The following is a 26,042-nucleotide window of genomic DNA, read 5'->3' on the forward strand; positions in this document are numbered from 1 at the left end:
TTAACGGGTATCTGCGGATTTTATCTATCGGTTAGCCTGGCATCCCCTCTCCTTCAGGAAGAGGGTGAGGGGGAAAACCCTGTCATAAACCTGCTAACATCAACCGACGGCCTGGCCTTTAAATCAAGAACTCACCGTTTGAAAAATCCGGGCCTATTAAATCTATCCGGTCGGTACAAATACAGTCAACGCCCCAGCTCAATAATAAACGCGCCCGATCCGGCTGGTTGACGGTATACACCAGAATACGCAACCCAGCAGCTTTCAGCGCAGCGACCCGTTCGGCAGTCAGCTCGTTATGATTAATATGCAGCGATACACAGCCAAGTCGCTCGGTCAGCTCAGGCCAATTGTCATCCCACTTATCGAGCAACAGGCCGCGCGGCAATGCCGGAACCGCAAGCTGTGCCGCCGCCAGGGCTGCCACAGAGAACGAAGAAAGCAGCGGATCGGTTTGCCCTTGCCACAGCAAACTGGCCGCCAACGCCACAACCCGGCCAGTTTCATCATCCGCCCCGGTGGTGGGTTTTATTTCAATGTTGGCCATCATGCCGTGCTGTTTGCAGCGTTCTGCCACCTCCGTCAGCAGCGGCAGGCGCTCCCCTTTAAAGGCCGAACTGTACCAGTTGCCAGCGTCCAGTTGCACCAGCTTGTCCCACGGCTGTCGGCCCGCTACGCCCCAGCCATTGCTGGTGCGATCAAGCGTATCGTCATGCAGCAGGAAGATTTGCCCGTCCTGCGCCAGTTTGGCGTCAAATTCGATCATTGTGTGGCCGTGACGCGCACCCACGTCAATCGCCGCCAGGGTATTTTCCGGTGCCAGAGAACCGCCACCACGATGGGCGACAATATGAGGATAAGGCCAGGCTGTGGTCATCATTCAATCCTTAAACCGCTATGGGTATCAAAAAGTGCAGCGTCTGCGCAGGCAGCTGTAAATATAACGTGCTGCCCGCCAGCGGCAAGGTTTCATGGCTCAAACGCGCGATCACCCCCACGTCCCCCCATCTGCCGTGAGCAAGGTTATCCGCCCCAAGCAATTCAAGCGTTTGCAGCTCCAGAGCAATCCCCCTGCTCCCGCGTGCTCAGTTGAATATGCTCCGGGCGAATACCCAACGTCAACTCACGGCCGCCCCACGCTGGCCGGGGTTCAGGCAGGTTCAGCGCCCGACCACCGACCAAGTGCAACTGACTGCCGTCCGCACTCAACCTGCCAGGCAGCAGGTTCATCGCCGGGGAGCCGATAAAACTGGCGACGAACAGCGAAGCCGGGCGCTGATAAACCTCACTTGGCGTGCCGATTTGCTCCGCTACGCCTTTATTCATCACGATCACCCGCTGCGCCAGCGTCATTGCCTCCACCTGATCGTGGGTGACGTACAGGCTGGTGGTTTTCAGGCGGCGATGCAGTTGCTGCAATTCCAGGCGCATCTGCACGCGCAGTTTGGCATCGAGATTGGACAGCGGCTCGTCGAACAGAAACACCGCAGGTTCGCGCACGATGGCGCGCCCCATCGCCACCCGTTGGCGTTGCCCGCCGGAGAGCTCACGCGGTTTACGCTGCAACAGCGGTTCCAGTTCCAGAATACGTGCCGCCTCCTCCACGCGCTGGCAGATATGCTGTTTGCCAAAACCACGGATTTTCAGGCCGTAAGCCATATTGTCGTACACGCTCATATGCGGGTAGAGCGCATAGTTCTGAAACACCATGGCGATCCCACGGTCTTTCGGCTCCAGATCGGTTACACGTTGCGTATCGATGTAGATATCGCCGCTGGTATTGCGCTCCAGCCCGGCCACCATGCGTAGCAGCGTCGATTTTCCACAGCCGGAAGGACCTACTATCACAATAAATTCACCGTCTGCCACGTCCAGATCGATCTGCTTGATCACCGGCGTTTTGCCATCATAAGACTTGGTGACCGCCTGTAGTTTTAAACCTGCCATTATCGGGGACTCCCTTTCACTTCTCGCTATCAACCAGGCCGCGTACAAACCAGCGCTGCATCAAAAGAACCACCGCCAACGGCGGGATCAAAGTCAGAATCATCGCCGCCATCACCTGATTCCACTGGGTCGGTGCGCCGGAGGTAGAGATCATGCTGCGGATACCCGCCACCGCCGTGCTCATCGAGGCATCGCTGGTGATCAGGATCGGCCACAGATACTGGTTCCAGCCATAGATAAAGGTGATGACAAACAGCGCCGCCAGATTGGTCTTCGACAGCGGCAATACGATGTCCCAAAAGAAACGCATCGGCCCGGCGCCGTCGATCCGCGCCGCTTCCAGCAGCTCATCCGGTAAGGTCATAAAGAACTGGCGCAACAGGAAGGTCGCGGTGGCCGAAGCCATCAACGGCAAGGTGAGGCCGGTGTAGCTGTCCAACAGGTTTAGGTTGGAGATAACCGCCACCGTCGGGAAAATGCGCACTTCCACCGGTAACATCAGCGTCATGAAAATCAGCCAGAAGAACACACTGCGTAGTGGAAAACGGAAATAGACGATGGCATAGGCGGAAAGCACCGACACCCCGATCTTGCCGCAGGTGATCGCCAGCGCCATGATCACACTGTTGAGTAACAGCATTGAAAACGGCACCTTGAGTGTCCCCACTCCGCCCTGCCAGATATGTCGGATGTTGTCCCACAGATGCCCGCCGGGGATAAGCCGCATGGGAACCTGGAATACCTGTTGATCGTCCAGCGTAGCGGCCACGAAGGCCACATACAGCGGGAACAGCACCACCAGCACACCAATAATCAGCATGACATGGCTGAAAATATCCAGCCCGCGTCGATTCTCAATCATTGATAACGCACCTTACGCTCGACAAAGCGGAACTGGATCACCGTCAGGCCAATCACCAGCAACATCAGCACCACCGATTGCGCTGCGGAACTGGAAAGATCCAGACCGGCAAAGCCTTCACGATAAATCTTGTAGACCAGCGTGGTGGTAGATTGCATCGGCCCACCGCCGGTGGCGGCGTCGATCACCGGGAAAGTGTCGAAGAAGGCATAGACCAGGTTCACCACCAGCAGGAAGAAGCTCACCGGTGTAATCAGCGGCAGCACCAGGTTGAAGAAGCGCCGTACCGGGCCAGCTCCGTCGATCGCCGCCGCTTCTACCAGGGAACGCGGGATTGATTGCAAGGCCGCAAGGAAAAACAGGAAGTTATAGCTGATCTGCTGCCACACCGAAGCCAGTACCACCAGGAACATCGCCTGGCCGCTGTTTTGCGCGTGGTTCCAGTCGTAGCCAAAACCGGCAAGGAAATGCGTGATCAGGCCCATTCCGGGGCTGAACAGGAAGATCCACAATACCGCCGCCACTGCCGGGGCCACCGCGTAGGGCAGGATCATCAACGTCTGATAAAAGCGGCTGCCACGCAGGACATAATCCACCAGCGCGGCAAAGAACAGCGACACCAGCAGGCCGATACCGGCCACCAGGAAGCTGAACAGCAACGTGGTGTAGAAAGAGTCCAGGTAATAGGGATCCTGAAACAACTGCTTAAAGTTATCCAGCCCGACAAACTGGCTGGAGAGGCCGAACGGGTCAACGCTTTGTACCGAGTACCACAGCGCCTGGCCGGCAGGCCACAGGAAGAAAACGACGGTGATCAGCAACTGTGGTAGCACCAGAACATAGGGCAACCAGCTGCAGCCGAAACCGGGACGGGATGATGACATAAAGTTAACCGTTAATGTGGGTGAGGGCTGCCTGAGCCCCTCACCCCAGCCCTCTTCCCAGGGGAGAGGGGATGGATCGGTGTCGTTCACCTGGGCTGAACCCAGGTTGACATTTACCGGGTTGAAGTCTCAAAACGGCGCAGCAACACATCGCCCCGCTGTACTGCGGCATCCATCGCCTGCTGCGGGGTTTTCTTGCTGGTCCAGACGCTCTCCAGCTCTTCATCCACCACGGTACGGATCTGCGGCATATTCCCCAGACGCAGGCCTTTGGTGAACGGCAACGGCGGCTTGTTCAGCATCTGGCGGGTGGCCACATCGGCACCGGGGTTCTTGTCGTAGAAACCCTGTTGCTTGGTAAGTTCATAAGCTGCGGTCGTGATTGGCAGGTAGCCGGTCTTCTGGTGCCATTCCGCCGCCATCTCCGGCTGGGCCAGGTATTTCAGGAACTCCGCCACCCCTTTGTAGGTCGCGGCGTCTTTGCCGTTCATCACCCACAGGCTGGCACCGCCGATAATGGCATTTTGTGGGGCATTTTTAGCCTCGGCATCGTAAGGCATCATGCCCACGCCGAAATCAAACTTGGCATATTTCCGGATGCTGGCCAGTGAGCCGGAAGAGGCCGTTGCCATCGCGCAATCACCGTTGTAGAACTTCTCTGTAGGTTCGTCTTTGCGGCCAAAGTAGGTGAAATCCCCCTTCTTGTTCATATCCTGCAAGAATTGAATATGCTTGACCTGCAGCGGCTGGTTGAATTCCAGCTTGGCGTTGGTGCCGCCAAACCCGTTGTTTTCAGAAGCGAATGGCACACCATGCCAAGCGCTGAAGTTCTCCAGTTGGATCCAGCCTAACCAACCGCTGGTGTAGCCGCATTTCATGCCAGCCGCACGCAGTTTGGCTGCATCTGCCGCCAGTTCCTGCCACGTTTTTGGCGGTTGATCCGGGTTCAGCCCCGCCTTTTTAAACGCGTCCTTGTTGTAATACAACACCGGGGTGGAACTGTTGAATGGCTGCGACAGCAGATGGCCGCTCTGGTTGTCGCTGTAATAACCAGCGACGGTCGGCACGAACACCGAATCGTCGAAGCTAACGCCCGATTCCTGGAAGACCTGATACACCGGTTTGATGGCCTTGCTTGCCATCATGGTGGCGGTGCCCACTTCATAAACCTGCAAAATTGCCGGTGCCTTGCCGGAGCGATAGGCCGCAATACCCGCCGCCAGGCTCTGTTCGTAATTACCCTTATAAACCGGCACGATTTTCACATCGCTATGAGATTGGTTGAAGCGTTCCGCCAGAGAATCCACCTCGTTGCCCAGTTCCCCTTCCATTGAATGCCAAAACGGGATTTCGGTCACCGCCAATGCAGGGCCGCTGACCATCAGGGTCAACGCAACGCACAGCGTGGTTTTTTTAATCGCTTGGGTAAACATGCCTAACTCCTGAAAAAAGCTGGTGTAAAAACGCGTGAGCGAAAAGAGACTGACTTTCGGGGAGTTCCCCCATAGCTTTCCAGTTGCAGCAAGGCGGCAAACTGGCACATCCCTGGAGCCTGGTCAGCTAAGTGACTGGGGTGCGTCAGGTCTGCCAGCAACGCTGCGGCTTGAAAGATGACGGGGATAACATGTCATGCGCGGATGACAGAAAAATAGACGTTAGATGACAACTGGATGACGCAGAGGTGATGGGCAGATGGCGATTTGATGTCGGCGGTAAGGTTAGCCCCTACCGCCGCAGAGAGATTACAGGGAGCGACGCAGGCGGGCGACGGCCTCTTGCATCTGTTGTTCAGTGGCAGTGGCAAACGACAGGCGGAAAGTAGAACGATCCGGATTATCGGAGAAGAAGTATTCCCCAGGCACGAAGACCACGCCTTGTTGCAGGGTGGTTTTCAACCACTCGGTCGCATCGAACGGCTGACGGAAACGTGCCCACAGGAACATACCGCCCTTCGGCATATCAAAGCTGATCACGTCACCCAGCTCTTTTTCCACCAGCCCGGCCAGGATCTCGCCTTTGCGCTTGTAGGCGGCGCGGATCTTATCAATCTGCTCCGGCAAACGATCCAGCCCCAGATAACATTCAACGATGCTTTGCGACAACGCGCTGGCATGCAGGTCTGCTGCCTGCTTGATGATCGCTACCTTATGCAGCAGGAACTGCGGCAGGATCGCCCAACCCAGGCGCAGGCCCGGGGCCAGGATCTTGGAGAAGGTCGAGGTGTAGATGATATTGTCGGTATGGCCCAGTACCTGCTGCGAAACCTGATACAGCGTAGCATTACGCTCTTCGGTGAAGCGCAGTTCGCCGTAGGGGTCATCTTCAACAATCAGGAAATTATGCTCAGCCGCCAGTTTGACCAACTGTTCACGGCGCTCGGCGCTCAGGGTGAGGCCGCTTGGGTTGCCGAAGTTCGGCACCACGTAAACCCCTTTGATTTTCTGGGTTTTCAGTAATTCGGCCAGCTCATCAACTACCATGCCGTTGCTGTCGGAGGAAACGGACATGACGTTGGCTTCTGCCAACTCCAGTGTTTGCAACGCTGCCAGGTAGGTCGGGCGTTCAACCACAAAAACATCACCAGGATTAATCAGCGCGCGCATCACCAGATCCAGCGCCTGCTGGGATCCGGCCGTCACCAGCACGTCTTCCGCCTGGGCATGGACGCCGCGTTCCGCGCACAAGGCACAGATACGTTCACGCAGCAGGAGGCTGCCTTCGGTCAGGCCATACTGGAAAGCGCTTTTTGGCTGCTCAGTGATCGCCTGCTGGGTGGCAATGCTCAATCCTTCGAAGTCAAACAGTGCATCAGAGGGAATGCCGCCCGCCAGCGAAATGACATGCTCCATTTTACTGTGCTTGAGCAATTCACGGATTGCCGAGCTTTTTACTTTTACAATGCGCTGCGCGAGTAATCCTTCTGTCTTCATTGCTTATTCTCGTAATCGTTAAATACGGGTGATACACCCTGATATGTAGCCATCAGATACCCTGGGGATTTCGAGTTACAGCCAGGCACCCAGCTCTCTCATCCCCTGGAACTTACTGAAGTCCGTTAGACAGTGCAGGTAACAACGCTGTAGCTTGAAAGACGACGGGTATTTTTAGCCGCCTAGATACGCCGACCTTACCGCTTCGTTCGCCAATAATGCGGCCCCCGTATCTTCCAATACCACGCGGCCGTTTTCCAGCACATAACCACGATCCGCCAGTTTTAATGCCTGATTGGCGTTTTGCTCCACCAGGAAGATGGTCATCCCCTCTTCCCGCAGCTGCTGGATGATGTCGAAAATCTGCTGGATGATGATCGGTGCCAACCCCAGAGAGGGTTCGTCGAGCAGCAACAGCTTCGGCTGGCTCATCAACGCACGGCCTATCGCCAGCATTTGCTGCTCTCCACCGGACATCGTGCCAGAACGCTGGCTGCGGCGCTCCAGCAGGCGTGGAAACAGGGTGAAAACACGCTCCAGGCGTTGATGATACTGGTCACGATCGGCAAAAAAGCCGCCCATCGCCAGATTCTCCTCCACCGTCATGCGCGAAAACACACGCCGCCCTTCCGGGACGATAGCTACCGCTTCACGCATGATCCTGGCGGTCTGCCAGTGGGTGATGTCCTGATCCTGCAAAGTGATGGTGCCTTCGGTGGCCCGTGGGTCACCGCATAACGTACCGAGCAAGGTGGTTTTACCGGCACCGTTAGCGCCGATCAGCGTGACTATCTCACCCTGTTGAATATTCAGGCTCACCTGATGCAGCGCCTGAATTTTGCCGTAATGGGCGGAAACCTGATTAAATGACAACATATGCTTATTCGCCCAGATAGGCCCGGATCACATCCGGGTTATTGCGGATTTCTGCCGGTAGGCCTTTCGCTAACGGCGTTCCCTGATTCACCACGTAGATGCGATCGGAAATCCCCATCACCAGCTTCATATCATGCTCGATCAGCAGCACCGAAACCTTATGCTGGTCGCGCAATTCAATGATCAGGCGATCCAACTCGTCGGTTTCTTTCGGGTTCAGGCCTGCAGCCGGTTCATCCAGCATCAACAATTCCGGGCGCGTCACCATGCAACGGGCGATTTCCAGCCGCCGCTGCTGCCCGTAGGCCAGGTTGCCAGCCGAGCGGTTGGCCAGATCCAGCAAGCCGATGCGTTCCAGCCAGACCGCAGCACGCTCCAGCGCGTCCGCTTCTGCACGGCGGAACGCCGGGGTTTTAAGCAAACCGGCAAACAGGCCGCTTTTCAGATGCTGGTGCTGTGCCACCAGCAGGTTTTCAATCACCGTCATTTCACGGAACAGCCGGACGTGCTGGAAAGTACGCACCACGCCCATGCGGGCGATAGCCTGGCCAGATAGCCCTTCCAGATGGCGTTCACGCAGCTTGATGGTGCCACTCGTCGGGCGATAAAAACCGGTCAGGCAGTTGAACACCGTGGTTTTACCCGCACCGTTCGGGCCAATCAGCGAAACTATCTCGCCTTCGTGCAGTTCCAGCTCGACGTTGTTTACCGCCAGCAAACCGCCGAAGCGCATTGAAAGCCCTTCAACCGCCAGTAAAGGTTGCGCACTCATACCTGCTCCCCCTTCACCGTCTTAATATCTGCCACTTTCAGCTTCAGCTGTAGGCGCTTCATCGGCAACAGGCCCTGTGGCCGCCAAATCATCATCAACACCATCAACGCACCCAGCAATAACATGCTGTATTCATTAAGATCACGCATCAGCTCACGGGAGACCACCAGCAGGATCGCCGCCAGGATCACCGCAAACTGCGAGCCCATACCGCCCAGCACCACGATCGCCAGCACAAAAGCCGACTCTACAAAGGTGAAGGATTCCGGGCTGACAAAGCCCTGACGTGCGGCAAACAGCGTACCGGCGAAACCGGCAAAAGCGGCACTGATGGTAAAAGCGGTCAGTTTGATCTTGGTTGGGCTGAGGCCCAGTGAACGGCAGGCGATTTCATCTTCGCGCAGTGCTTCCCAGGCTCGGCCCAATGGCATACGCAACAGACGGTTAATCACAAACAGCGTGACGACTACCAACAACAGCGCGACCAGATAGAGGAACACAATGCGGTCGCTGGGATCATATTGCAGGCCAAAGAAATTATGGAAGGTATCCCAACCGCCGTCACGGGCACTGCGGCTGAACTCCAGACCAAACAGGGTCGGTTTCGGGATCTGGCTGATGCCGTTCGGACCACCGGTGATCTCCGTATTGTTCAGCAGCAGGATACGCACGATTTCGCCGAAGCCGAGCGTAACAATCGCCAGGTAGTCACCCCGCAGGCGTAAAACCGGGAAGCCGAGCAGGAAACCGAAGATGGCAGTGATAATCCCCGCCAACGGCAGGCTTTCCCAGAAACCCAGGCCGTAATAGTGGTTCAGCAATGCATAGGTGTAAGCGCCGACGGCGTAAAAGCCGGCATAGCCCAGTACCAGCAAACCGGACAGCCCGACCACCACGTTGAGGCCAAGCCCAAGCATGACGTAGATCAGCGTCAGGGTGGCGATATCCACCGCACCGCGAGAAACCAGAAACGGCCAGGCAATGGCCGCAATAATGATAACGGCCCCCAGCAACTTTTGGCGCACAGTAGAGCCATCAAAGCTGGGCAAGACGAAGGACGGGCCGGAAACTTTCTTCAGCCCTTGCTGCATCAGTGGGCGCAACAGTTGGAAGAAAAACACTACCACACAGCCGATACCAATCCACGCCCAGCGGACTTCGGCGGCACCGTGAACCACCAGTTTGGTGCCATCCAGGCTCAGTTGCATACCCATCAGGAACGAGGCCATCACCAGCAAGACAACCGTGGAGATACAGGCGTTAAGCAGACCGAGTTTCATACTTTCTCAACCTCCGGGCGCCCAAGGATGCCGGTAGGCATCACCAACAGCACCACAATCAGCAGAGCGAAAGACACCGCGTCTTTGTATTCGGTGCTCAGGTAAGCCGAGGTTAGCGCTTCCGCCACACCCAATACCAGCCCGCCGATCATTGCCCCCGGAATACTGCCGATCCCGCCAAGCACCGCAGCGGTGAAGGCTTTCATCCCGGCCATAAAGCCAATATAGGGGTTGATTACGCCGTAGAACTGACCAAGCAGTACCCCGGCTACCGCCGCCATCACGGCACCGATCACGAAGGTGAGCGAAATCACCCGGTCGGTATTGATGCCCAGCAGGCTGGCCATCTTCAAGTCTTCCGCACAGGCACGGCAGGCGCGGCCCATGCGCGAATAGCGGATAAACATCGTCAGTGCCAGCATCGCCAGGAAGGTAACGACCCAGATAATGAGCTGCATGGTGCTGATGGTCGCGGCGAAGCCGTTACTTTCACCCAACACCCATTGGCCGGTGACCAGGCTGGGTAGCGCCACATCGCGTGAACCCTGTGTCAGGCTGACGTAGTTTTGCAGGAATATCGACATACCGATGGCGGAAATCAGCGCAATCAGGCGCTTGGAATTACGCACCGGCTTATAAGCCACGCGCTCAATGCTCCAGCCATAGGTGCTGGCGATGACGATAGAAACCAGGAATGCCGTGCCGATCAGTAACCAGCCGACGTCGATCCCCATCATCATCAGGGCGGCGATAACGATAAATGAGACATAGCTGCTGATCATATACACCTCGCCGTGGGCGAAGTTGATCATGCCGATAATGCCGTAAACCATGGTGTAACCGATGGCAATCAATGCATAGGTGCTGCCCAACGTGACGCCGTTGAACATCTGCTGCAGAAAATAGAGAAACTGCTCTGACATACTCTGACCTTCTAAGGTGTTGTCGCGGCCACCAAACGGTAGCCCAACGGCCTGCTGGCGTTGCAGGCGCCGGGGAAACCCGGTTTGTATATATTGCCTGCAATGCGCAGGCGAACTTTATTGGCTTACAGTCCCTCCCCTTTTTGGGAAAGGTGGAAGGCGAAGGGAATATCACCCCTCACCCCGGCCCTCGCCCAACGGGAGAGGAGGTATTGCCTTAAGCATTGGCAATACCTGATAGAGTTATGACTTATTTAATCGGCGTTGATGAACCGTCCGCATGCCATTCAAATACCCCGAATTCAAACCCTTTCAGATCGCCTTTTTCATCCCAGCTCAGCGGCCCCATTACGGTTTCAACCGGCTGGCCGGTTTTCAGGTTTTTAATGATATCTGCCGGTTCCTGGCTACCGCTGCGTTCTATGCCCGCTACCAGCGATTGCAATGCGGCATAGGTGGTCCAGACGAACGGACCGGTTGGATCCAGTTTCTTGGCCTTCAAGGCATCGACAATCGGTTGGTTGGCAGGCACCTGATCGTAGCGTTTCGGCAGGGTGACCAACATACCTTCGGAAGCGGCACCAGCAATATTGGACAGTGAGGAGTTACCCACGCCTTCCGGGCCCATAAAGCGGGTGGTCAAACCGGCCTGCTTGGCCTGACGCAGGATCTGCCCCATCTCTGGGTAGTAGCCACCGAAGTAGACGAAATCGACGTTCTCTTTCTTCAGCCGCGCCACCAGGGTAGAGAAATCTTTGTCCCCGGCGGTGATACCTTCAAACATCACCACGTCGGTGCCCTGCTTTTTCAGGCTGTCACGTACCGAACGTGCCAGGCCTTCGCCATATTGCTGCTTGTCATGTACCACGGCAATGCGCTTGGGCTTGACTTCATTAAGGATAAATTTGGCCGACGTTGGCCCCTGATCGGAGTCCAGGCCAGTGGTGCGCATGATCATTTTGTAACCACGGGTGGTCAGATCGGCGTTGGTAGCTGCCGGAGTAATCATGATCACGCCTTCGTCTTCATAGATATCAGAAGCGGGCTGGGTGGATGAGGAGCACAGGTGGCCAATCACGTAACGGATCCCGTCATTGATGACCTTGTTGGCTACCGCTACCGCCTGTTTAGGGTCACAGGCATCGTCATATTCCACTGCAACCAGTTTGTCGCCTTTGATGCCACCTTTGGCGTTGATATCGGCAATCGCCTGACGTGCGCCGATGAACTCCATATCACCATATTGTGCCACCGGGCCGGACATCGCACCCACAACTGCCACTTTGATGTCTTTTGCCATAGCAGTATGGCCGATTGCCATTGCGATACAGCCAGCCAACAGCGCTTTACCCATTGTTAATTTCATCCGCATAATCCCCATCTGTCGTTGTGAGCGTGCCTGTTGTGTTTGCCGCATCTAATCATTGTTTCTGCCCGGCGAATTGCAAGTTACGGCGAGTGCGCTGCAGCCTGAAAAACGACGGAAGATTGCTTTTATCTATAAGTAATAATGATTTAGGTACTTTTGCGACAATATTTTCTAATAAGACTTTATTTTTCATGTTATTAAACAGGAATTTTATTCTGCAAAGCAACTCCTGCATTCAGGAACAAGCGGTGTAAACAGGATAAAATCCGGATGAATTTGGCGATATTCCGGGCAGGAACAGCGCGATATGCTGGTTAACATGCCATTAACTAATTTTTTACTCGGAAAACGCCAGCTGCAAAAAACATTTTGCGCAGTAGTCGTATAGAAAAACTTACACAACGCTCTAGGGTAAGATCCATTACACTGTTGCCATCAAATATCTGTGCGGAAATCCGGCATGAAACTGACCATTGAGCGCTTAACCAGCTTTTCCCCGCAAGACCTCATCGACCTTGGCAAAATCTGGCCACATCAGCAGCCAAGCCATTGGCAAGGCTGGTTAGAGAATGGCAAAGCACTGTTCGCTGCGCGGTTCAACGACCGGCTGTTAGGCGCGGTGAAGATTGAGTTACAGGGTGCTACCGCCCAGTTGCATGACCTGATGGTGCGCGAAGTGACCCGTCGCCGTGGCGTGGGGCTGTTTCTGCTGCAGGATGCACAGCGCCAGGTTCCTCAGGTTCTGCAATGGCAGCTTTCTACCGCCGGGCTGGCTCCTCGTGAACGCGGCGAAGTTGAAAACTTTATGCGCGCCTGCGGCTTTCAGGCACAGGGCGATCTCTGGCAAAAATGAAACGTTGGGCAACCCTGGCAGCCTTGTTGCTGCTCGTGCTGGCAGCCTGGTTTGCTGGCCGCCAACAGGCATTGCACCTGCAGCCCCCTGGGATCAGCAGGTTTATCTCTGGCAGCGGGTCTGGACGCCACAGCATGATGCTGCGCTGGCCGAAAGCCACGACCTGTTTTCCACCCTTCGCGTACTCGGCTTGCAGGTGCATCCCCGTGAAGGGTATCGGGAGATCCCGGTTAACACCGCCTTGCTCAAGCAGGATGGCCGCCCCTTATGGCTGGTAGCTCGGCTGGATGGGCAACTGGCGCAATTGGATCAAACCGCCATCTCTGCGCGCCTGTTGCAACAATTACGTCGCTGGCAAGCTGCCGGCTTGCCGGTGACAGGCATAGAGATCGACCACGACGCCGCCACCGCGCGGCTGCCAGAGTATCAGCATTTCCTGCGGCAACTACGCCAACAACTCCCCGCCTCCTTAAAACTTGGCATTACCGCCCTGCCTGCCTGGATCGCCTCCCCTGATCTGCCCGGCGTTCTGCGACAGGTCGACAGCTCTGTGCTGCAACTGCATGCGGTATTATCGCCAGAAAAGGGCCTGTTTGATGGCTCACTGGCGCTCGGTTGGGTTCGCCAGTATGCCAACATCAGCCCCCACCCTTTTCGCGTGGCATTGCCCGCCTACGGGATGGGGCTGGTAGGGTTTGATGCCCTGGGAGCACAGGTAGAGAGCGAAGCCTCCCTGCGCGTGGCTGGCAGTCTTCAGGAGCTTGCGGTAGCACCACAGCAGGTCGCCGATTTCCTACAGCAGCTTGCTCATCTTTCCCCTGCGGATCTGCGCGGCATTATCTGGTTTCGCCTGCCCTTGGCAGGCGATCGCCGGGCTTGGTCAATGGCTACGCTGAGGGCGGTGATCGGCCAGCAATCATTGAGTGCTCATTGGCATGTGGAATTTTTGCCGCAGCCACAACAAAATGAGCTCTATGATTTAATTATCAAGAATAATGGGCCGGTAGATGCCCCATTACCCCGCGAGGTTCTTGTGAAGGCTGAGGGTTGCCTGGCCGCTGATGCGGTGGGTAACTACCAATTGGAAAACACACCAGAACAACTGCGATTTATCCTCATTCGCGGCGAGCAGTTACGAGCCGGGCAATCTCGCCCATTGGGCTGGTTGCGCTGCCAACAGATCGAGCCAGGAGGCACAAATGTCACGCAATAAATACACCAGGGGTCATAACCGATGCCTTCCTCTGGTTTCACTGATCGCGGCAGCCTTGGCTGCCCCACTCAGCAGCCAGGCCTGCGGGCCAGACTTCCCCAACCGTTTGCTGGTAGACCGCAACGGGACCCTGCTGTCGATGCCAGAAGGCAACTTCGCCTTTGAATCGAGCCGCCTGGTGCCAGTGGATAAACAATTACCGCTTTGGAAGGCACCGGAGCCGGCAACACCACCAAAACCGATGCCGCTTTCGCCGGAGCAACAAGCCATTACGCAGATGCGGGCGGCCAAAACCGTAGAAGAAGCCGACGCGGTGAACGCACAGGGGCTGTCTGATGCAGCACGCCTTTATACTCTTGGTGCGGTGGCCTTTGCGGCGCAGGATCCTCGGGCGTCGGAATACTTCAAACAGGTGCTGGCGTTGCCAGCCGCTGAGCAGGACGAATGGGGGCTGCGGGCCCAATACTCTCTGGGCCGCCTGTTGATGAACGATCATGGCACACCGGAGAATGAATCCGACTCTGCCGCACCAGCGGTGGCACACCCGGAGAAAGCACAGTTGGATCAAGCCCTGGCTGCCTTCCAGTTGGTCATCGATAAAGTCAAAGGCGGCACGGCCGATCCCGATCAGTTGGCGCTGAGCAGCCTGGGGCAGCAAGCGCGTATTTATTTGTGGCTAGGTGAAATTGCCCCAGCGGTGCAGCTCTACGCTCAGCAAGCCGCTCAGGGTGATGCCGATGGTGGGCTTTCGCTGCAGTATATTTCCAGCTACCTGATCAACCCGCAGCATCAGGAGGCGCTAAAACAGGCGATTCACGATCCGTTGGTACAGCAGTTGGTCACTGTCGAACTGTTCGCCCGCAGCAGCAACCTGCAAATGGCCGAAACCGATAACAACGGTGCGGGTGCCAAACAGATTATCGGGCAAACCCTGAAGCTGCTTAACGACTCGGTGAAAAGCGGTTTTACCGGCAGCGATCGGCTGGCGGCGCTGGCCTACCGCTCTGGGCAATATGCCATGGCAGACAGCCTGCTGAAAAACGCGGGCGAGGGTGGCCTGGCGTGGTGGCTGCGCGCCAAGATGGCTCTGCGGGAGGGCGATGTCAAAACTGCCACCGCCGCCTATGCCAAAGCGGCGGCAGCCTTCCCCTCTGATGAAAGCTGGGGCGAACAGCGTAATGACGATTTCACGCCAGAAACGATCATACCGGATTGCCGGGTTTCTGGTGAACAGGCCATTCTGGCGCTGAATCGTGGTGATTATCTGCAGGCGATGGATCTGATGTATCGCGGCAAAGAAAACTACTGGTCTGACGTAGCCGATATCGCCGAACGAGTACTGACCATTGATGAACTGAAAGGCTTTGTGGATAAGCATGCACCTGCGCCAGCAACGCCATTAAAACCGGTAAATCCGGACGAATACAACGGCCAGCAGATCACAGCGGCAGTCCAGTTGCGTGAACTTCTGGCGCGCCGGATGATGCGTGCCGGGCGCTATCAGGAAGCGGTGGATTACTTCGCCATTCCGAACTATCGTCAGGCAGCGCAGGCCTTTGCCGATACCCTGAAAATCGCACAGGATAAAACGGCAGACAAGGCCGCTCGCGCCAAAGCCTATTATCAGGCCGCTGTGTTGTTACGTTCACAGGGGCTGGAGTTCACCGGTTACGAAATGACGCCGGATTATGCCATTTACGGCGCGGGGTATTCCTATCTGGGGGATGCCTTCGATACTCACGATCTCAAGCACAAAAGCTGGATCAGCGCGGCCGAAGCGGCAAGGGCAGCCAAATCGTTGCCAGCAGCGGATAACCGCTTCCTGCACTACCGCTGGCAGGCAGTGGATCTGGCACAAAAAGCAGCCGATTTATTGCCACCGAAAAGCCAGGCCTATGCCGCCGTGCTGTGTAATGCCGCAAGTTGGGTAATTGCACGCGACGCCAAGACCGGCCGGGCGCTATATCAACGTTACATCAAGAACGCGACACAGTATGAGTGGGGAGCCAAGTTTGGCTACAACTGCCCGGCACCGGAGTTTTAATCGCCATTAGGCAAAAATGGGCGGATTGATGTAAAAAAACGGCACCCTTTGGGTGCCGCTTCTGCAGATCCTGGACGTTGCCGTTACGCTTCGATCGCCATTTTCAATTTCTTCATGGCGTTCTTTTCAAGCTGGCGCACACGCTCTGCGGAAACGCCGTACTGATCGGCCAGTTCCTGCAGCGTGGATTTGTTGTCATCGTCCAACCAACGGGCGCGGATGATATGCTGGCTACGCTCGTCCAGACCTTCCAGCGCGTAGGCCAGTTTGTCTGCGGCGTTACTTTCCCAGTTATCTTCTTCAATCCCTTCAGCGAAGTCGGAACTTTTATCCTGCAGATACAGCACCGGGGCCATCGCATGGCCATCATGCGCGTCATCTTCCGGCGTTGGATCGAAGGTCATGTCCTGCGCCGCCATGCGCGATTCCATCTCACGCACGTCTTTGCTGGTAACGCCCAGCTCGCGTGCCACCAATTCGACTTCATCCTGATTGAACCAGCCCAGACGCTGCTTGGCTTTACGCAGGTTAAAGAACAGCTTGCGCTGTGCCTTGGTGGTGGCCACTTTGACGATGCGCCAGTTGCGCAGCACGTATTCGTGAATCTCTGCCTTGATCCAATGCACGGCAAAGGAAACCAGACGCACGCCAACCTCTGGGTTGAAACGGCGCACGGCTTTCATCAGGCCGATATTACCTTCCTGGATCAGGTCTGCCACCGGCAGACCGTATCCTGAATAGTTACGGGCAATATGAGCGACAAAGCGCAGGTGTGACAGGATGAGCTGTTTAGCTGCGTCCAGATCGCCCTGATAATGCAGCCGTTCAGCCAGCTCCCGCTCTTCCTCTGCCGTCAGCATCGGATAGGTGTTGGCTGCCCGCAGGTAGGCTTCCAAGCTGCCCTGTGGGACTAAGGCTAAAGTTTGCATTTCTTTGGTCATTCAAAGCCTCTCTTGATAAAACAGGTCATGCTGGTGAATTCACGGCGAGGGTGGTTGATATTACAGCAGTTGCTGTTGCAAAAGCGGTTCCGCACGCCGGGCACCTAAACATTTTGCCGCAGTTTTTGACCGCGTTCCACCCTAAAAGTTCACCATTTTTCGCCTGTAGCGCCCATGAACATACGCCACGAGGGTTCACTTTTATAGGGAATTTGTGCGTTTCAGAAAAGGCCGGGTATTTGAGGGCTCTTCTCCCGCAATACGCACTATACGGCAGGAGAAGAGTATATCAAAAAATCATTATTGTGGTGTAAATCGGCGTAAATGTTGCACCGTGGCCAACCAGGCGGCAATCCAGCCGATCATGGCAGAGATCAGCAGTAACAGCAGCGCTTCATCCCAACCCAGCCCGTGTAGAATAAAGGTGGTACCGAATACTTGCGCCACGTGAGTCACCATCGATTCCAACTGCCACACCATCGCGCCAGACAGGATTAACGACAGTAACGCGCCAAAGAACCCCAGCATCGCGCCGCCGTTAAGGAATGGCCGCAGGATAAACCCGTCGGTGGCACCGATCAGCTTCATCACGTTGATGGTATCGCGGCGGCTGAAGATGCTCAAACGCACGCTGTTACCGATCACCAGGAATACCGCCACGATCATCAACACGCCGATGATCAAAGCCACCTGGCCTACCAGCCCGGTCAGCGCCGCCAGGCGGGCAAACCAGCTGTCATCCATACGCACTTCATCCACGCCCTGCACCGCCGCCACGCGATCGCGCAGCGTGTTGAGCGTTTCGGCACTCTGGAAGCTTATTTTCGGGGTGATAATCGCCACGGCTGGCAGTGGGTTCTCTTCCAGCATATCCAGCGCACCACCAAAACCAGACCAGTTACGGAATTCCCCCTGGCCTCTTCGCGCGACAGGTAATTCACTTTTTCCACGCCCGCTTCGGCCTTGATGACCTCCAGCACTTTCACTGCGGCGTCATCATCCAGCGACTTATCCAGATACACCGTCAACTGCGGCGTCGGATACCACTGCGTAGCCGCCGTACTGACGTTCTTCCACACGATGTAACACACGCTGGGTAGCGTCAGGGAGATGGAAATCACCATCACGGTCAGCAGCGTTGCCAGCGGCTGGCGCAGCATATCGGCAATGGCGTTCATCCAGGCATAGCGCCACTGTTCACGCCAGCCACCGCGCAGTGCCTTGCTCTTGGCCGTTTTTGCGTCATTCGCCATGATGTGAGCCCCCTGCCATGCGGCCCTGGCTCAGCGTCAGGATGCGGTAGTTACGGCGGGCGATAAGCCCGGTGTCGTGGGTTGCCATCAGCACGGTCACCCCAACGCGGTTAAATTCTTCAAACAGACGCAGTATGCCTTCTGACAAAGCATCGTCCAGGTTACCCGTCGGTTCATCCGCCAGCAGTACCGCCGGTTTGTTCACCACCGCACGGGCAATACCCACACGCTGCTGCTCACCACCGGAAAGCTGGATGGGGAAGTTCCTCGCTTTATCCAGCAGCCCGACCTTGTCGAGCGCGGCCGACACGCGGCGGCGGATATCTTCGGTACTGGCCCCGGCAATGATCAGTGGCATGGCTACGTTGTCGTACACCGTGCGATCCAGCAACAGGTGGTGATCCTGGAAAATCATGCCAATCTGGCGGCGCAGGAAAGGCACTTCGCGGTTCTTCAACCGGCTGATGTCATGCCCACTAAACCAGATATGGCCGGCGCTTGGCCGCTCGATACCACAAATCAGTTTCAGCAGGGTACTTTTCCCCGCACCGGAATGGCCGGTCAGAAACGCCATCTCCGCCGGACGCAGATGAAAATCTACTCCCTGCAGAGCTTGCCGTCCGCCCAGATAAGCTTTACTGACCTGTTCAAAGCGAATCATCCGTATCAATCCTCTCGGGCAAAAAGTGCCTCAATAAAATCATCAGCCTTAAATGGCCGTAAATCTTCGATGCCTTCACCAACGCCGATATAACGGATCGGGATATTAAACTGATCGGCGATGGAGAAGATCACGCCACCTTTGGCGGTACCGTCCAGTTTAGTCAGCGTTATGCCGGTCAGGCCCACGGCTTCATGAAATAGTTTCGCCTGACTGACCGCATTTTGTCCGGTGCTGGCATCCAGAGTCAGCATAACCTCATGGGGGGCATGCTCGTCCAGTTTTTTCATGACACGCACGATCTTCTTCAGTTCTTCCATCAGGTGCGACTTGTTTTGCAAGCGACCTGCGGTATCGGCAATCAGCACATCGATGTTACGGGCTTTGGCGGCCTGCACGGCGTCGAAAATTACCGAAGCGGAATCGGCCCCGGTATGCTGGGCCACCACAGGAATGCGGTTACGCTCACCCCACACCTGCAACTGCTCTACTGCTGCAGCGCGGAACGTATCGCCTGCGGCCAGCATCACCGATTTACCCTCAGCCTGGAACTGGCGTGCCAGCTTACCGATGGTGGTGGTTTTACCCACGCCGTTTACGCCGATCATCAGGATCACAAAAGGTTTTTTATCGCTGACATCCAGCGGTTTATCGACCTTGGCAAGAATCTCTGACATCTCTTCTTTCAGCTTGCCATACAGCGCTTCGGCGTCTTTCAACTGCTTGCGGCTGGCATGCAGGGTCAGGGATTCAATGATTTTACGGGTGGTTTCTACCCCTACGTCGGCGATCAACAACTGTTCTTCCAGCTCTTCGAACAGATCGTCGTCGATCTTCTTGCCACGGAACAGGCCGATAAACCCGGAACCCAGGTTTTGTTTGGTTTTTACCAGGCTGCGTTTAAGGCGGGCAAAGAAGCCTTCTTTAGTCGGGCGTTCCTGCTCTTGCGTGACGGCGGGTGCCTGCAGCTCAGCGGCTTCCGGTACCTCTTCAACCTGCGGCTCTACGATTTCCGGCACCATCTGGGCGGGTTCAACAACCTCGGCTGGCTCTTCGGCAACGGGCTCAGGTTCGATAATGGCTGGGGGCTCAGCGACCAAAATTTCAGGTTCTTGCGCCTCGACAACCACCGGTTCCAACTGGGTAACGGGCTCCTGCGGGGCATGATGTTCAACCAGCGCCGGGATATTTTCGGCAATCGGCTCACCGCTCAGGCTGGCATCCCACTCCCCGGGGGTGTCTTTGGTTTCAGCAGGCTGAGATTCCTGGGCGGGGAGCTTATCGTCCAGTTTGGGGGCTGCGGGTGTTGCTGCGGCCTGATGTTCCGCCGATTCGGTGGCTGGCTCAGGTTGCTGCTGTTCTTCCTTCTGGCCGAGGCCCAGCCAGGAGAAAAACCCACGTTTTTTATCTTTTGCCATGTTCTGACCTTACTCCGTACCAATGGCTTGCAAATGCGAAGAATTAATCCGCCGAGTCTATCACTTTCCCTCGCGCAGCAACACGCATCGGGCGTGCTTTCATCCTGCTTATCAAGCAACAACGTGCCATCCCGCGATCCCCCAGCCCACAAGCTGCATCTTGCAGGCGATTAGGGATATGCCCTTCTTACTTGAAGTTGCCGCGCCGTTGGCGGCGAGAGCGACCCCCTGTCACTGACCTGAGTAAACGCCAGGGGATTAACTCTGTTGCCGTCTAGCTGCAACTCCAATTACTTTGGGTATAGAATAGCGGCAACTTTTCGTTAACCTCGCAACTTGTTAAGACTATTTATGGCAAAAATATCACCGCGCGGCGCGCTCAAAAAACCGCAGGCTGCTTCTGCAGGCCAGATCCGCATCATCGGCGGCCAGTGGCGTGGGCGCAAACTGCCGGTCCCCAATAGCGAAGGGTTGCGGCCAACCACCGATCGCGTGCGTGAAACGCTGTTCAACTGGCTGGCCCCGGTGATCCGTGGGGCCCGCTGTCTGGATTGCTTTGCCGGCAGTGGCGCTCTGGGATTAGAAGCGCTGTCCCGTTACGCCGAAAGCGTGACGCTACTGGAATATGAGCGCCCGGTGGCACAGCAATTGGGGAAGAATCTGGCGTTGCTGCAGGGCAATGGCAGCGTCATCAATACCAATGCCCTGACCTGGCTGGCGGGCAATGGGCAACCCTTTGATGTGGTATTCCTCGATCCGCCTTTTCGCAAAGGGTTACTGGCCGAAACCGTGACGCTGCTGGAGCAACAAGGCTGGTTAGCCGATGAAGCGTGGATTTACGTGGAGGCGGAGGCCGAAAGTGCCGCCGCTGATGTCCCGGCAAGCTGGACGTTACACCGCGAAAAAGTTGCCGGTCAGGTGGCCTACCGCCTTTACACCCGTTCTATTGAAGAGAAAACCGAACATGCTGATTAATCTGGGCCGCTTGCTGATGCTGTGCGTATGGGGCTTTCTGCTCACCAACCTGTTCCATCCGTTCCCCAAGCCGCTGAAGTATTTTATCGACGTCGCGCTGTTCTTTATGGTGGTGATGCACGGGTTGCAGTTGGTTTTACTTAAATCGACCCAACCGAAAGACCAGCCAATCAGCCGCTGGCAGGAGGCTAAAATCTTTATTTTTGGCGTCTTTGAAATGTTAGCCTGGCAGAAAAAGCAGCCGCCGCTCAAGAAAAAATAACGCTCTTACTGGCTATGCGCAATAAAAGAGATAAAACGAGTGCCCTGCAGGCTCAATGTCCCTTGAGCGCCTTTATCTATCTGATTGTATTGTTGTTGTGGCAATGGCATTTTGATCTCGCTACCGCCCGTTAATGGGCGGAAAACTACTTCGTAGCGCATATCTTCCGCCACGATATTTTCCCGCTGCCGTGAACGGCGGTTCGGCGCAGGGAATTCACGCTTGGCACTCACCTGCACCTGCATTGTGCGCACCGGTGAACGATCGTTTTCTGCATCCTGACGCCGCTTGTTGAGGTATTGGCGCGTTGCCAGTACGGCAATCAGCGCGATCACCGCGATGAAAAATAATGGGGGTTTACTCATATTCTCTCATTCCTCTCGGCATAGCGGAGTCCCCGCATCTGAAACCGCGTAAACATAGCATTCTGAAGAAAGCATTGTCGAACGTAGGCGCGCTGCTTACACTGAGAAAGTGACAACCTGGAGCCGGTTACCCCGGTTCCCATAATAAATAAGGAAGACATATGAGTTGGCCGTTCCTTGCCGTATTTTTTCCGGTTGGTTGTTCGTCGATGCCTCCTACCGCGGCCCTCGCTGGCAGCGCTGGGTCTTCAAACCGGTCACGTTATTGCTGTTGTTATTACTGGCCTGGCAGGCTCCGGTTCTGGGCGCCGCTGGCTATCTGATAGTTTTTGGCCTGTTAGCCACATTGGCTGGCGATGCTCTGCTGCTGTTGCCACGCGAGCGGGTGCTGTACGCGATTGGTGCGTTTTTCCTCTCACATCTGCTTTATACCCTGAGTCTTGCCAGCCAGATGACCTTCAGCCTGTTCTGGCCATTGCCGTTGGCCTTGCTGGTGATTGGCGCGTTGCTGATGGCCACCATCTGGACCCGGTTGGAGGAGATGCGCTGGCCGATAGCGACGCTGGTCGCCATGACGTTGCTGATGGTCTGGTTGGCAGGGGAACACTATTTCCTGCGTAGCACCGACTTCAGTTTCTCGCTGCTGGCGGGGACTTCACTGCTGCTGCTGGCCAATATTGTCTGGCTGCTAAACCGCTATCGTTTCACTTTCCGTGCGGCAGACGCCATCGTCGCCTTCTGCTATTTCGCGGGGCATTTCCTGATCGTTCGTTCGCTGTATCTGTGATATCTGGCTACGGGTTCGGCAACCGAACCCGTAGCATTCCCCTTCAATTAGCAATAATTCTCATACCGCGCTTGACTCTGGAGTTGGCTCCAAGGTGTAAAGTCGGCAGTGAATAGACCGCAAATTGCCTGAAGGGGGCCATATGCATACTCATAAAGAGCATAATCATCAAGACCATAACCATGATCACGGCTGCGGCTGTGGTCATGAGCATGCCAAAACCCAACAAGGCTGCTGCAGCGAAAAAACCGCGACAGCAGACACTCAACCCCATTCCAACCAAACTGCCCACGAGCACGGAGCCCACTGTTGCAGTGGCGACGGCCATGACGATCCCGATGAGGAAAGCGACAGGCTAGCTGCCGCCCCCTCTTCCGGCAGCCAGCGATTCAGTTGGAAAGTGACCGGCATGGATTGCCCGAGTTGTGCGAAAAAATTGAAAATGCCGTGACTTCGCTCCCTGGCGTAAGCAGCGCCCGTGTGCTGTTTGCCACGGAGAAACTGGTGGTGGATGCCCAATCCGACATCAGCCTGCAAGTGCAAAATGCGGTAAGACAGGCTGGTTTTACCCTGCTGGGAGTCGCCCCCGCGGCAAAAGCCGAAGAACCACAACCCTCCCGCCTGGGTGAGTTTGGCCCCCTGTTGCTGCTCTCGGCGCTGATGGCGGTCAGTTGGATCCTGAATGCCTTCAACCCAAGGCTTGGTGAAATTGCCTTTATCGCCACCACGCTGGTTGGCCTGGCACCTGTGGCCAGCAAAGCTTTGCGTCTCATCCGTTCTGGCACGCCGTTCGCCATAGAAACCCTGATGAGCGTCGCCGCCATCGGTGCCCTGTTTATCGGCGCCACCGCCGAAGCGGCGATGGTGCTGCTGCTGTTTATGGTTGGGGAATTGCTGGAATCCTACGCGGCCAACCGTGCGCGCCGTGGTGTGAAAGCCCTGATGGCGTTAGTGCCGGAAGATGCTCTGCTTATTCAGGGCAGAGAACGCAAACGTGTTTCGGTCGCCAGCCTGCAGCCCGGTGATGTGATAGAAATCGCCCCGGGTGGCCGCCTGCCTGCCGATGCCGAGTTGCTGAACCCGTTCGCCAGCTTTGATGAAAGTGCCTTAACCGGGGAGTCCGTGCCGGTAGAGCGCCAACAGGGTGAGAAAGTGGCCGCAGGCAGTTTGTCTGTCGATCAGGCGGCGCAAATGAAGGTCATCTCCGAGCCGGGCAAGAACGCCATCGATCGCATTCTGCAACTGATTGAAGAGGCCGAAGAACGCCGCGCACCGATTGAACGTTTCCTCGATCGCTTCAGCCGTTTCTACACGCCAGCCATAATGCTGTTGGCTGTCGCCGTGATCCTGGTGCCGCCGTTGATGTTCGCCGAGCCTTGGGAAACCTGGATCTACCGCGGCCTGACGCTGCTGCTGATAGGTTGCCCGTGTGCGCTGGTTATCTCTACCCCTGCCGCCATTACCTCCGGACTGGCGTCGGCCACTCGCCGCGGTGCGCTGATTAAGGGCGGTGCAGCGCTGGAGCAATTAGGCCAGGTACAGACTATCGCATTCGACAAAACCGGTACCCTGACCGAAGGCAAACCCACGGTGACCGACGTGCTGCCAGCCGCAGGCATCAGCGAACAGGAACTGCTCGCCATAGCCGCAGCGGTCGAAGCGGGTTCACACCATCCGCTGGCACAGGCAATTATCAGCCGGGCAGCGGAAAACAGCGCACAACTGCCGCTGGCCGAAGGCCGCCGGGCTCTGGCTGGCATCGGTGTCGAAGGCGTCGTCGCGGGCAAAACCATCTTGATCAGTGCGCCGGGTAAGCTGGCGGAAAACTCGTTGGACAACGCATGGCGTAACCGGGTTGAAGCCTTGGAAACCGCGGGGAAAACGGCGGTGGTGGTATTAGCCGATGGAACGCCAATTGGCCTGTTGGCATTGCGCGATACGTTACGTGACGATGCCAAACAGGCAATCGCGGAACTGGCCCAACTGGGGATCCGTGGCGTGATGCTCACCGGTGATAACCCCCGTGCCGCCGCAGCCATAGCCAATGAACTGGGGATCGATTACCGCGCCGGATTAATGCCGGAAGACAAAGTGCGGGCAGTCACCGAACTGAGCAAACAGCAACGGACAGCGATGATTGGCGACGGCATCAACGATGCCCCAGCCATGAAAGCCGCCAGTATCGGTATTGCCATGGGCAGCGGCACCGATGTAGCGCTGGAAACGGCCGATGCCGCACTGACGCATAACCGCCTGGTTGGCGTAGCAGAGATGATCCGTATCTCACGCGCCACTCACGCTAATATCCGCCAGAATATTACCATCGCGTTGGGGCTGAAAGGGATTTTCCTGGTCACCACCCTGCTGGGGATGACCGGCCTGTGGCTGGCGGTGCTGGCAGACTCCGGTGCCACCGCGCTGGTCACGGCCAATGCCTTGAGGTTGTTGAAAAAGCGCCAGTAACCTCACCACGGCATCAGGACGTCACCCATGGCGTCCTGATGCTGTTTGCGGAAAACAGCCCTTGATACGCGCACTTAATGCCCCTATAGACAGCAAGACTTTATTATATTCTCCAGACACCTTTATACTGCGTATTGTAGCGCTGGTATTTTTGTTGCTGCTTGGCCCTGTGTTACCCGCCAAAGCTTTGGAAACGCTGATAACTTCTCAACCAACTCGCGAGCCTTCGCTGGCCTGACCGGTCACTGAACCGCTTGCACCTCCGGATGGGCTACACCCTTGCTGCGCCTTTGGTCATAACCTCAAGGTGCAGGCACTGGGGATCCCGGTACCGTTTTATCAGTTGGGCAACGTGGTGGATGCCGATCTGCTTGGTACCCATCATTATAACGACAGCGCTTTCAACGCCATCGGCGACCTGCTGGGATTAGGTAGCGAACATCTGGGGCTGATTTACACCCATCGCGGAGAGTTTATCGACATCGCCTACGTGCGCGATACCGCCGACGAAACCCAGAAACAGCTCGACGGCATTGATGGTGACTGGTGGGATAGCCAACGCCGGGTACCAGAGAAATTTTTGGTATTAAAGCGGGATGACGCCACCGGCACACAACTATCGCCCACAGGATTTCAACGGGTTGGCATTACATGCGCGTGAGCAGGACGCACAGCAGATACGGCAAAAAACGCCAGGCAAGCGCTCGCTGATTAACGCTCAAGCCCTTTGCGCAACAGATAGCGATACGGAGCCTGTTCAGTTTCCTGCGCCACCAGCGTATGCTCCATAAAACGGCAAAAACCTGGGATATCGCGGGTGGTGGCAGGATCGTCGGCAATGATCAGCAACGTTTTACCGTTATCCATATGGCGCACGGTTTTACGCACCATCATTACCGGTTCCGGGCAACGCAGCCCCAGAGCGTCAAGCGTCTGGTCCGCCTGGGCAAAAATGTCAGTCATG

At 56.3% G+C, this 26,042-nt stretch carries 20 protein-coding genes and 6 pseudogenes; 9 read left to right on the forward strand and 17 right to left on the reverse strand.

What is annotated here, in order from left to right; translation table 11 throughout:
* Nucleotides 1-118: 118 nt before the first annotated feature.
* The 11 genes and pseudogenes from ugpQ to ACQ86O_RS03760 form a co-directional block, all read right to left on the reverse strand.
* Entirely contained in the window at nt 119-877 is a 759-nt protein-coding gene (gene ugpQ, locus ACQ86O_RS03710) for a glycerophosphodiester phosphodiesterase (RefSeq protein WP_431225638.1), read from the reverse strand.
* Nucleotides 877-1,947 (reverse strand): annotated as a pseudogene (locus ACQ86O_RS03715) (sn-glycerol-3-phosphate import ATP-binding protein UgpC). The gene ugpQ and the pseudogene ACQ86O_RS03715 overlap by 1 nt, the downstream one beginning before the upstream one ends.
* Nucleotides 1,948-1,963: 16 nt before the next feature.
* Complete coding sequence (ugpE, locus tag ACQ86O_RS03720; protein ID WP_431224176.1) at nt 1,964-2,809, reverse strand: sn-glycerol-3-phosphate ABC transporter permease UgpE; 846 nt, start codon at nt 2,807-2,809, stop codon at nt 1,964-1,966.
* Entirely contained in the window at nt 2,806-3,693 is an 888-nt protein-coding gene (ugpA, locus tag ACQ86O_RS03725; protein WP_431224177.1) for a sn-glycerol-3-phosphate ABC transporter permease UgpA, read from the reverse strand. Before ugpA ends, ugpE begins: the two co-directional genes overlap by 4 nt.
* 113 nt (nt 3,694-3,806) lie before the next feature.
* Nucleotides 3,807-5,126: a sn-glycerol-3-phosphate ABC transporter substrate-binding protein UgpB gene (gene ugpB / locus ACQ86O_RS03730; protein WP_431224178.1), complete on the reverse strand. Its 1,320-nt coding sequence runs from the start codon at nt 5,124-5,126 to the stop codon at nt 3,807-3,809.
* Nucleotides 5,127-5,435: 309 nt separating this feature from the next.
* Nucleotides 5,436-6,623: a PLP-dependent aminotransferase family protein gene (locus ACQ86O_RS03735; protein ID WP_431224179.1), complete on the reverse strand. Its 1,188-nt coding sequence runs from the start codon at nt 6,621-6,623 to the stop codon at nt 5,436-5,438.
* 174 nt (nt 6,624-6,797) lie between these two features.
* A complete protein-coding gene (gene livF, locus ACQ86O_RS03740; protein WP_431224180.1) occupies nt 6,798-7,499 on the reverse strand; it encodes a high-affinity branched-chain amino acid ABC transporter ATP-binding protein LivF in 702 nt (233 codons plus the stop codon).
* A gap of 4 nt (nt 7,500-7,503) precedes the next feature.
* A complete protein-coding gene (livG, locus tag ACQ86O_RS03745; RefSeq protein WP_431224181.1) occupies nt 7,504-8,271 on the reverse strand; it encodes a high-affinity branched-chain amino acid ABC transporter ATP-binding protein LivG in 768 nt (255 codons plus the stop codon).
* Nucleotides 8,268-9,551: a high-affinity branched-chain amino acid ABC transporter permease LivM gene (locus tag ACQ86O_RS03750; protein WP_431224182.1), complete on the reverse strand. Its 1,284-nt coding sequence runs from the start codon at nt 9,549-9,551 to the stop codon at nt 8,268-8,270. The genes livG and ACQ86O_RS03750 overlap by 4 nt, the downstream gene beginning before the upstream one ends.
* Nucleotides 9,548-10,474, reverse strand: a complete 927-nt coding sequence (gene livH / locus ACQ86O_RS03755) for a high-affinity branched-chain amino acid ABC transporter permease LivH (protein ID WP_431224183.1) — start codon at nt 10,472-10,474, stop codon at nt 9,548-9,550. Before livH ends, ACQ86O_RS03750 begins: the two co-directional genes overlap by 4 nt.
* Before the next feature lie 250 nt (nt 10,475-10,724).
* Nucleotides 10,725-11,840: a branched-chain amino acid ABC transporter substrate-binding protein gene (locus ACQ86O_RS03760; RefSeq protein ID WP_431224184.1), complete on the reverse strand. Its 1,116-nt coding sequence runs from the start codon at nt 11,838-11,840 to the stop codon at nt 10,725-10,727.
* A 463-nt stretch (nt 11,841-12,303) separates the two neighbouring features.
* Between ACQ86O_RS03760 and panM the strand changes: the two genes are divergently transcribed.
* From panM to ACQ86O_RS03775, 3 genes and pseudogenes are all read left to right on the forward strand, one after another.
* On the forward strand, nt 12,304-12,696 hold the full coding sequence (panM, locus tag ACQ86O_RS03765; RefSeq protein ID WP_431224185.1) for an aspartate 1-decarboxylase autocleavage activator PanM: 393 nt from the start codon (nt 12,304-12,306) through the stop codon (nt 12,694-12,696).
* Nucleotides 12,693-13,909 (forward strand): annotated as a pseudogene (locus ACQ86O_RS03770) (DUF3142 domain-containing protein). The gene panM and the pseudogene ACQ86O_RS03770 overlap by 4 nt, the downstream one beginning before the upstream one ends.
* Entirely contained in the window at nt 13,896-15,953 is a 2,058-nt protein-coding gene (locus ACQ86O_RS03775) for a hypothetical protein (protein ID WP_431224186.1), read from the forward strand. Before ACQ86O_RS03770 ends, ACQ86O_RS03775 begins: the two are co-directional and overlap by 14 nt.
* An 83-nt stretch (nt 15,954-16,036) precedes the next feature.
* Here the strand turns inward: ACQ86O_RS03775 and rpoH are convergent, their stop codons facing one another.
* The 4 genes and pseudogenes from rpoH to ftsY all read right to left on the reverse strand — a co-directional run bounded on the left by rpoH (nt 16,037) and on the right by ftsY (nt 20,226).
* Nucleotides 16,037-16,894, reverse strand: a complete 858-nt coding sequence (rpoH, locus tag ACQ86O_RS03780) for an RNA polymerase sigma factor RpoH (protein WP_431224187.1) — start codon at nt 16,892-16,894, stop codon at nt 16,037-16,039.
* A 300-nt stretch (nt 16,895-17,194) separates the two neighbouring features.
* A pseudogene (gene ftsX, locus ACQ86O_RS03785) lies at nt 17,195-18,147 on the reverse strand (permease-like cell division protein FtsX).
* The gene (ftsE, locus tag ACQ86O_RS03790; protein WP_431224188.1) at nt 18,137-18,808 is read right to left on the reverse strand and encodes a cell division ATP-binding protein FtsE; all 672 of its coding nucleotides are present in this window, start codon (nt 18,806-18,808) and stop codon (nt 18,137-18,139) included. The pseudogene ftsX and the gene ftsE overlap by 11 nt, the downstream one beginning before the upstream one ends.
* Nucleotides 18,809-18,813: 5 nt before the next feature.
* On the reverse strand, nt 18,814-20,226 hold the full coding sequence (gene ftsY, locus ACQ86O_RS03795) for a signal recognition particle-docking protein FtsY (RefSeq protein WP_431224189.1): 1,413 nt from the start codon (nt 20,224-20,226) through the stop codon (nt 18,814-18,816).
* Nucleotides 20,227-20,577: 351 nt separating this feature from the next.
* On the opposite strand from ftsY, the gene rsmD reads away from it, so the two are divergent.
* Entirely contained in the window at nt 20,578-21,201 is a 624-nt protein-coding gene (rsmD, locus tag ACQ86O_RS03800) for a 16S rRNA (guanine(966)-N(2))-methyltransferase (RefSeq protein ID WP_431224190.1), read from the forward strand.
* Nucleotides 21,191-21,463 (forward strand): DUF1145 family protein, encoded by a 273-nt coding sequence (locus ACQ86O_RS03805; protein WP_431224191.1) that lies wholly within the window; start codon nt 21,191-21,193, stop codon nt 21,461-21,463. Before rsmD ends, ACQ86O_RS03805 begins: the two co-directional genes overlap by 11 nt.
* Before the next feature lie 5 nt (nt 21,464-21,468).
* On the opposite strand, the gene ACQ86O_RS03810 is transcribed toward ACQ86O_RS03805, so the two are convergent.
* Nucleotides 21,469-21,828: a DUF2500 domain-containing protein gene (locus ACQ86O_RS03810; protein WP_431224192.1), complete on the reverse strand. Its 360-nt coding sequence runs from the start codon at nt 21,826-21,828 to the stop codon at nt 21,469-21,471.
* A gap of 161 nt (nt 21,829-21,989) precedes the next feature.
* Here ACQ86O_RS03810 and ACQ86O_RS03815 point away from each other — a divergent pair.
* From ACQ86O_RS03815 to ACQ86O_RS03830, 4 genes and pseudogenes are all read left to right on the forward strand, one after another.
* Nucleotides 21,990-22,615, forward strand: a pseudogene (locus tag ACQ86O_RS03815) (lysoplasmalogenase).
* Nucleotides 22,616-22,757: 142 nt separating this feature from the next.
* Nucleotides 22,758-25,078: pseudogene (locus ACQ86O_RS03820) on the forward strand (zinc/cadmium/mercury/lead-transporting ATPase).
* Nucleotides 25,079-25,316: 238 nt separating this feature from the next.
* Nucleotides 25,317-25,592, forward strand: a pseudogene (locus ACQ86O_RS03825) (DUF4056 domain-containing protein); the annotation flags it as partial.
* Nucleotides 25,569-25,739, forward strand: a complete 171-nt coding sequence (locus tag ACQ86O_RS03830; RefSeq protein ID WP_431225639.1) for a DUF4056 domain-containing protein — start codon at nt 25,569-25,571, stop codon at nt 25,737-25,739. The pseudogene ACQ86O_RS03825 and the gene ACQ86O_RS03830, both read left to right, overlap by 24 nt.
* Before the next feature lie 50 nt (nt 25,740-25,789).
* On the opposite strand, the gene tusA is transcribed toward ACQ86O_RS03830, so the two are convergent.
* Nucleotides 25,790-26,041: a sulfurtransferase TusA gene (tusA, locus tag ACQ86O_RS03835; RefSeq protein WP_431224193.1), complete on the reverse strand. Its 252-nt coding sequence runs from the start codon at nt 26,039-26,041 to the stop codon at nt 25,790-25,792.
* Between the last annotated feature and the right edge of the window lies 1 nt (nt 26,042).

It is taken from the genome of Serratia sp. L9, assembly GCF_050632285.1.
Taxonomy (GTDB): domain Bacteria; phylum Pseudomonadota; class Gammaproteobacteria; order Enterobacterales; family Enterobacteriaceae; genus Chania.

What these genes read in the sequence shown, in the direction of transcription:
- ugpQ (WP_431225638.1), bottom strand. Translation starts at nt 877, where the DNA reads ATGACCACAGCCTGGCCTTATCCTCATATTGTCGCCCATCGTGGTGGC.
- ugpE (WP_431224176.1), bottom strand. Translation starts at nt 2,809, where the DNA reads ATGATTGAGAATCGACGCGGGCTGGATATTTTCAGCCATGTCATGCTG.
- ugpA (WP_431224177.1), bottom strand. Translation starts at nt 3,693, where the DNA reads ATGTCATCATCCCGTCCCGGTTTCGGCTGCAGCTGGTTGCCCTATGTT.
- ugpB (WP_431224178.1), bottom strand. Translation starts at nt 5,126, where the DNA reads ATGTTTACCCAAGCGATTAAAAAAACCACGCTGTGCGTTGCGTTGACC.
- ACQ86O_RS03735 (WP_431224179.1), bottom strand. Translation starts at nt 6,623, where the DNA reads ATGAAGACAGAAGGATTACTCGCGCAGCGCATTGTAAAAGTAAAAAGC.
- livF (WP_431224180.1), bottom strand. Translation starts at nt 7,499, where the DNA reads ATGTTGTCATTTAATCAGGTTTCCGCCCATTACGGCAAAATTCAGGCG.
- livG (WP_431224181.1), bottom strand. Translation starts at nt 8,271, where the DNA reads ATGAGTGCGCAACCTTTACTGGCGGTTGAAGGGCTTTCAATGCGCTTC.
- ACQ86O_RS03750 (WP_431224182.1), bottom strand. Translation starts at nt 9,551, where the DNA reads ATGAAACTCGGTCTGCTTAACGCCTGTATCTCCACGGTTGTCTTGCTG.
- livH (WP_431224183.1), bottom strand. Translation starts at nt 10,474, where the DNA reads ATGTCAGAGCAGTTTCTCTATTTTCTGCAGCAGATGTTCAACGGCGTC.
- ACQ86O_RS03760 (WP_431224184.1), bottom strand. Translation starts at nt 11,840, where the DNA reads ATGAAATTAACAATGGGTAAAGCGCTGTTGGCTGGCTGTATCGCAATG.
- panM (WP_431224185.1), top strand. Translation starts at nt 12,304, where the DNA reads ATGAAACTGACCATTGAGCGCTTAACCAGCTTTTCCCCGCAAGACCTC.
- ACQ86O_RS03775 (WP_431224186.1), top strand. Translation starts at nt 13,896, where the DNA reads ATGTCACGCAATAAATACACCAGGGGTCATAACCGATGCCTTCCTCTG.
- rpoH (WP_431224187.1), bottom strand. Translation starts at nt 16,894, where the DNA reads ATGACCAAAGAAATGCAAACTTTAGCCTTAGTCCCACAGGGCAGCTTG.
- ftsE (WP_431224188.1), bottom strand. Translation starts at nt 18,808, where the DNA reads ATGATTCGCTTTGAACAGGTCAGTAAAGCTTATCTGGGCGGACGGCAA.
- ftsY (WP_431224189.1), bottom strand. Translation starts at nt 20,226, where the DNA reads ATGGCAAAAGATAAAAAACGTGGGTTTTTCTCCTGGCTGGGCCTCGGC.
- rsmD (WP_431224190.1), top strand. Translation starts at nt 20,578, where the DNA reads ATGGCAAAAATATCACCGCGCGGCGCGCTCAAAAAACCGCAGGCTGCT.
- ACQ86O_RS03805 (WP_431224191.1), top strand. Translation starts at nt 21,191, where the DNA reads ATGCTGATTAATCTGGGCCGCTTGCTGATGCTGTGCGTATGGGGCTTT.
- ACQ86O_RS03810 (WP_431224192.1), bottom strand. Translation starts at nt 21,828, where the DNA reads ATGAGTAAACCCCCATTATTTTTCATCGCGGTGATCGCGCTGATTGCC.
- tusA (WP_431224193.1), bottom strand. Translation starts at nt 26,041, where the DNA reads ATGACTGACATTTTTGCCCAGGCGGACCAGACGCTTGACGCTCTGGGG.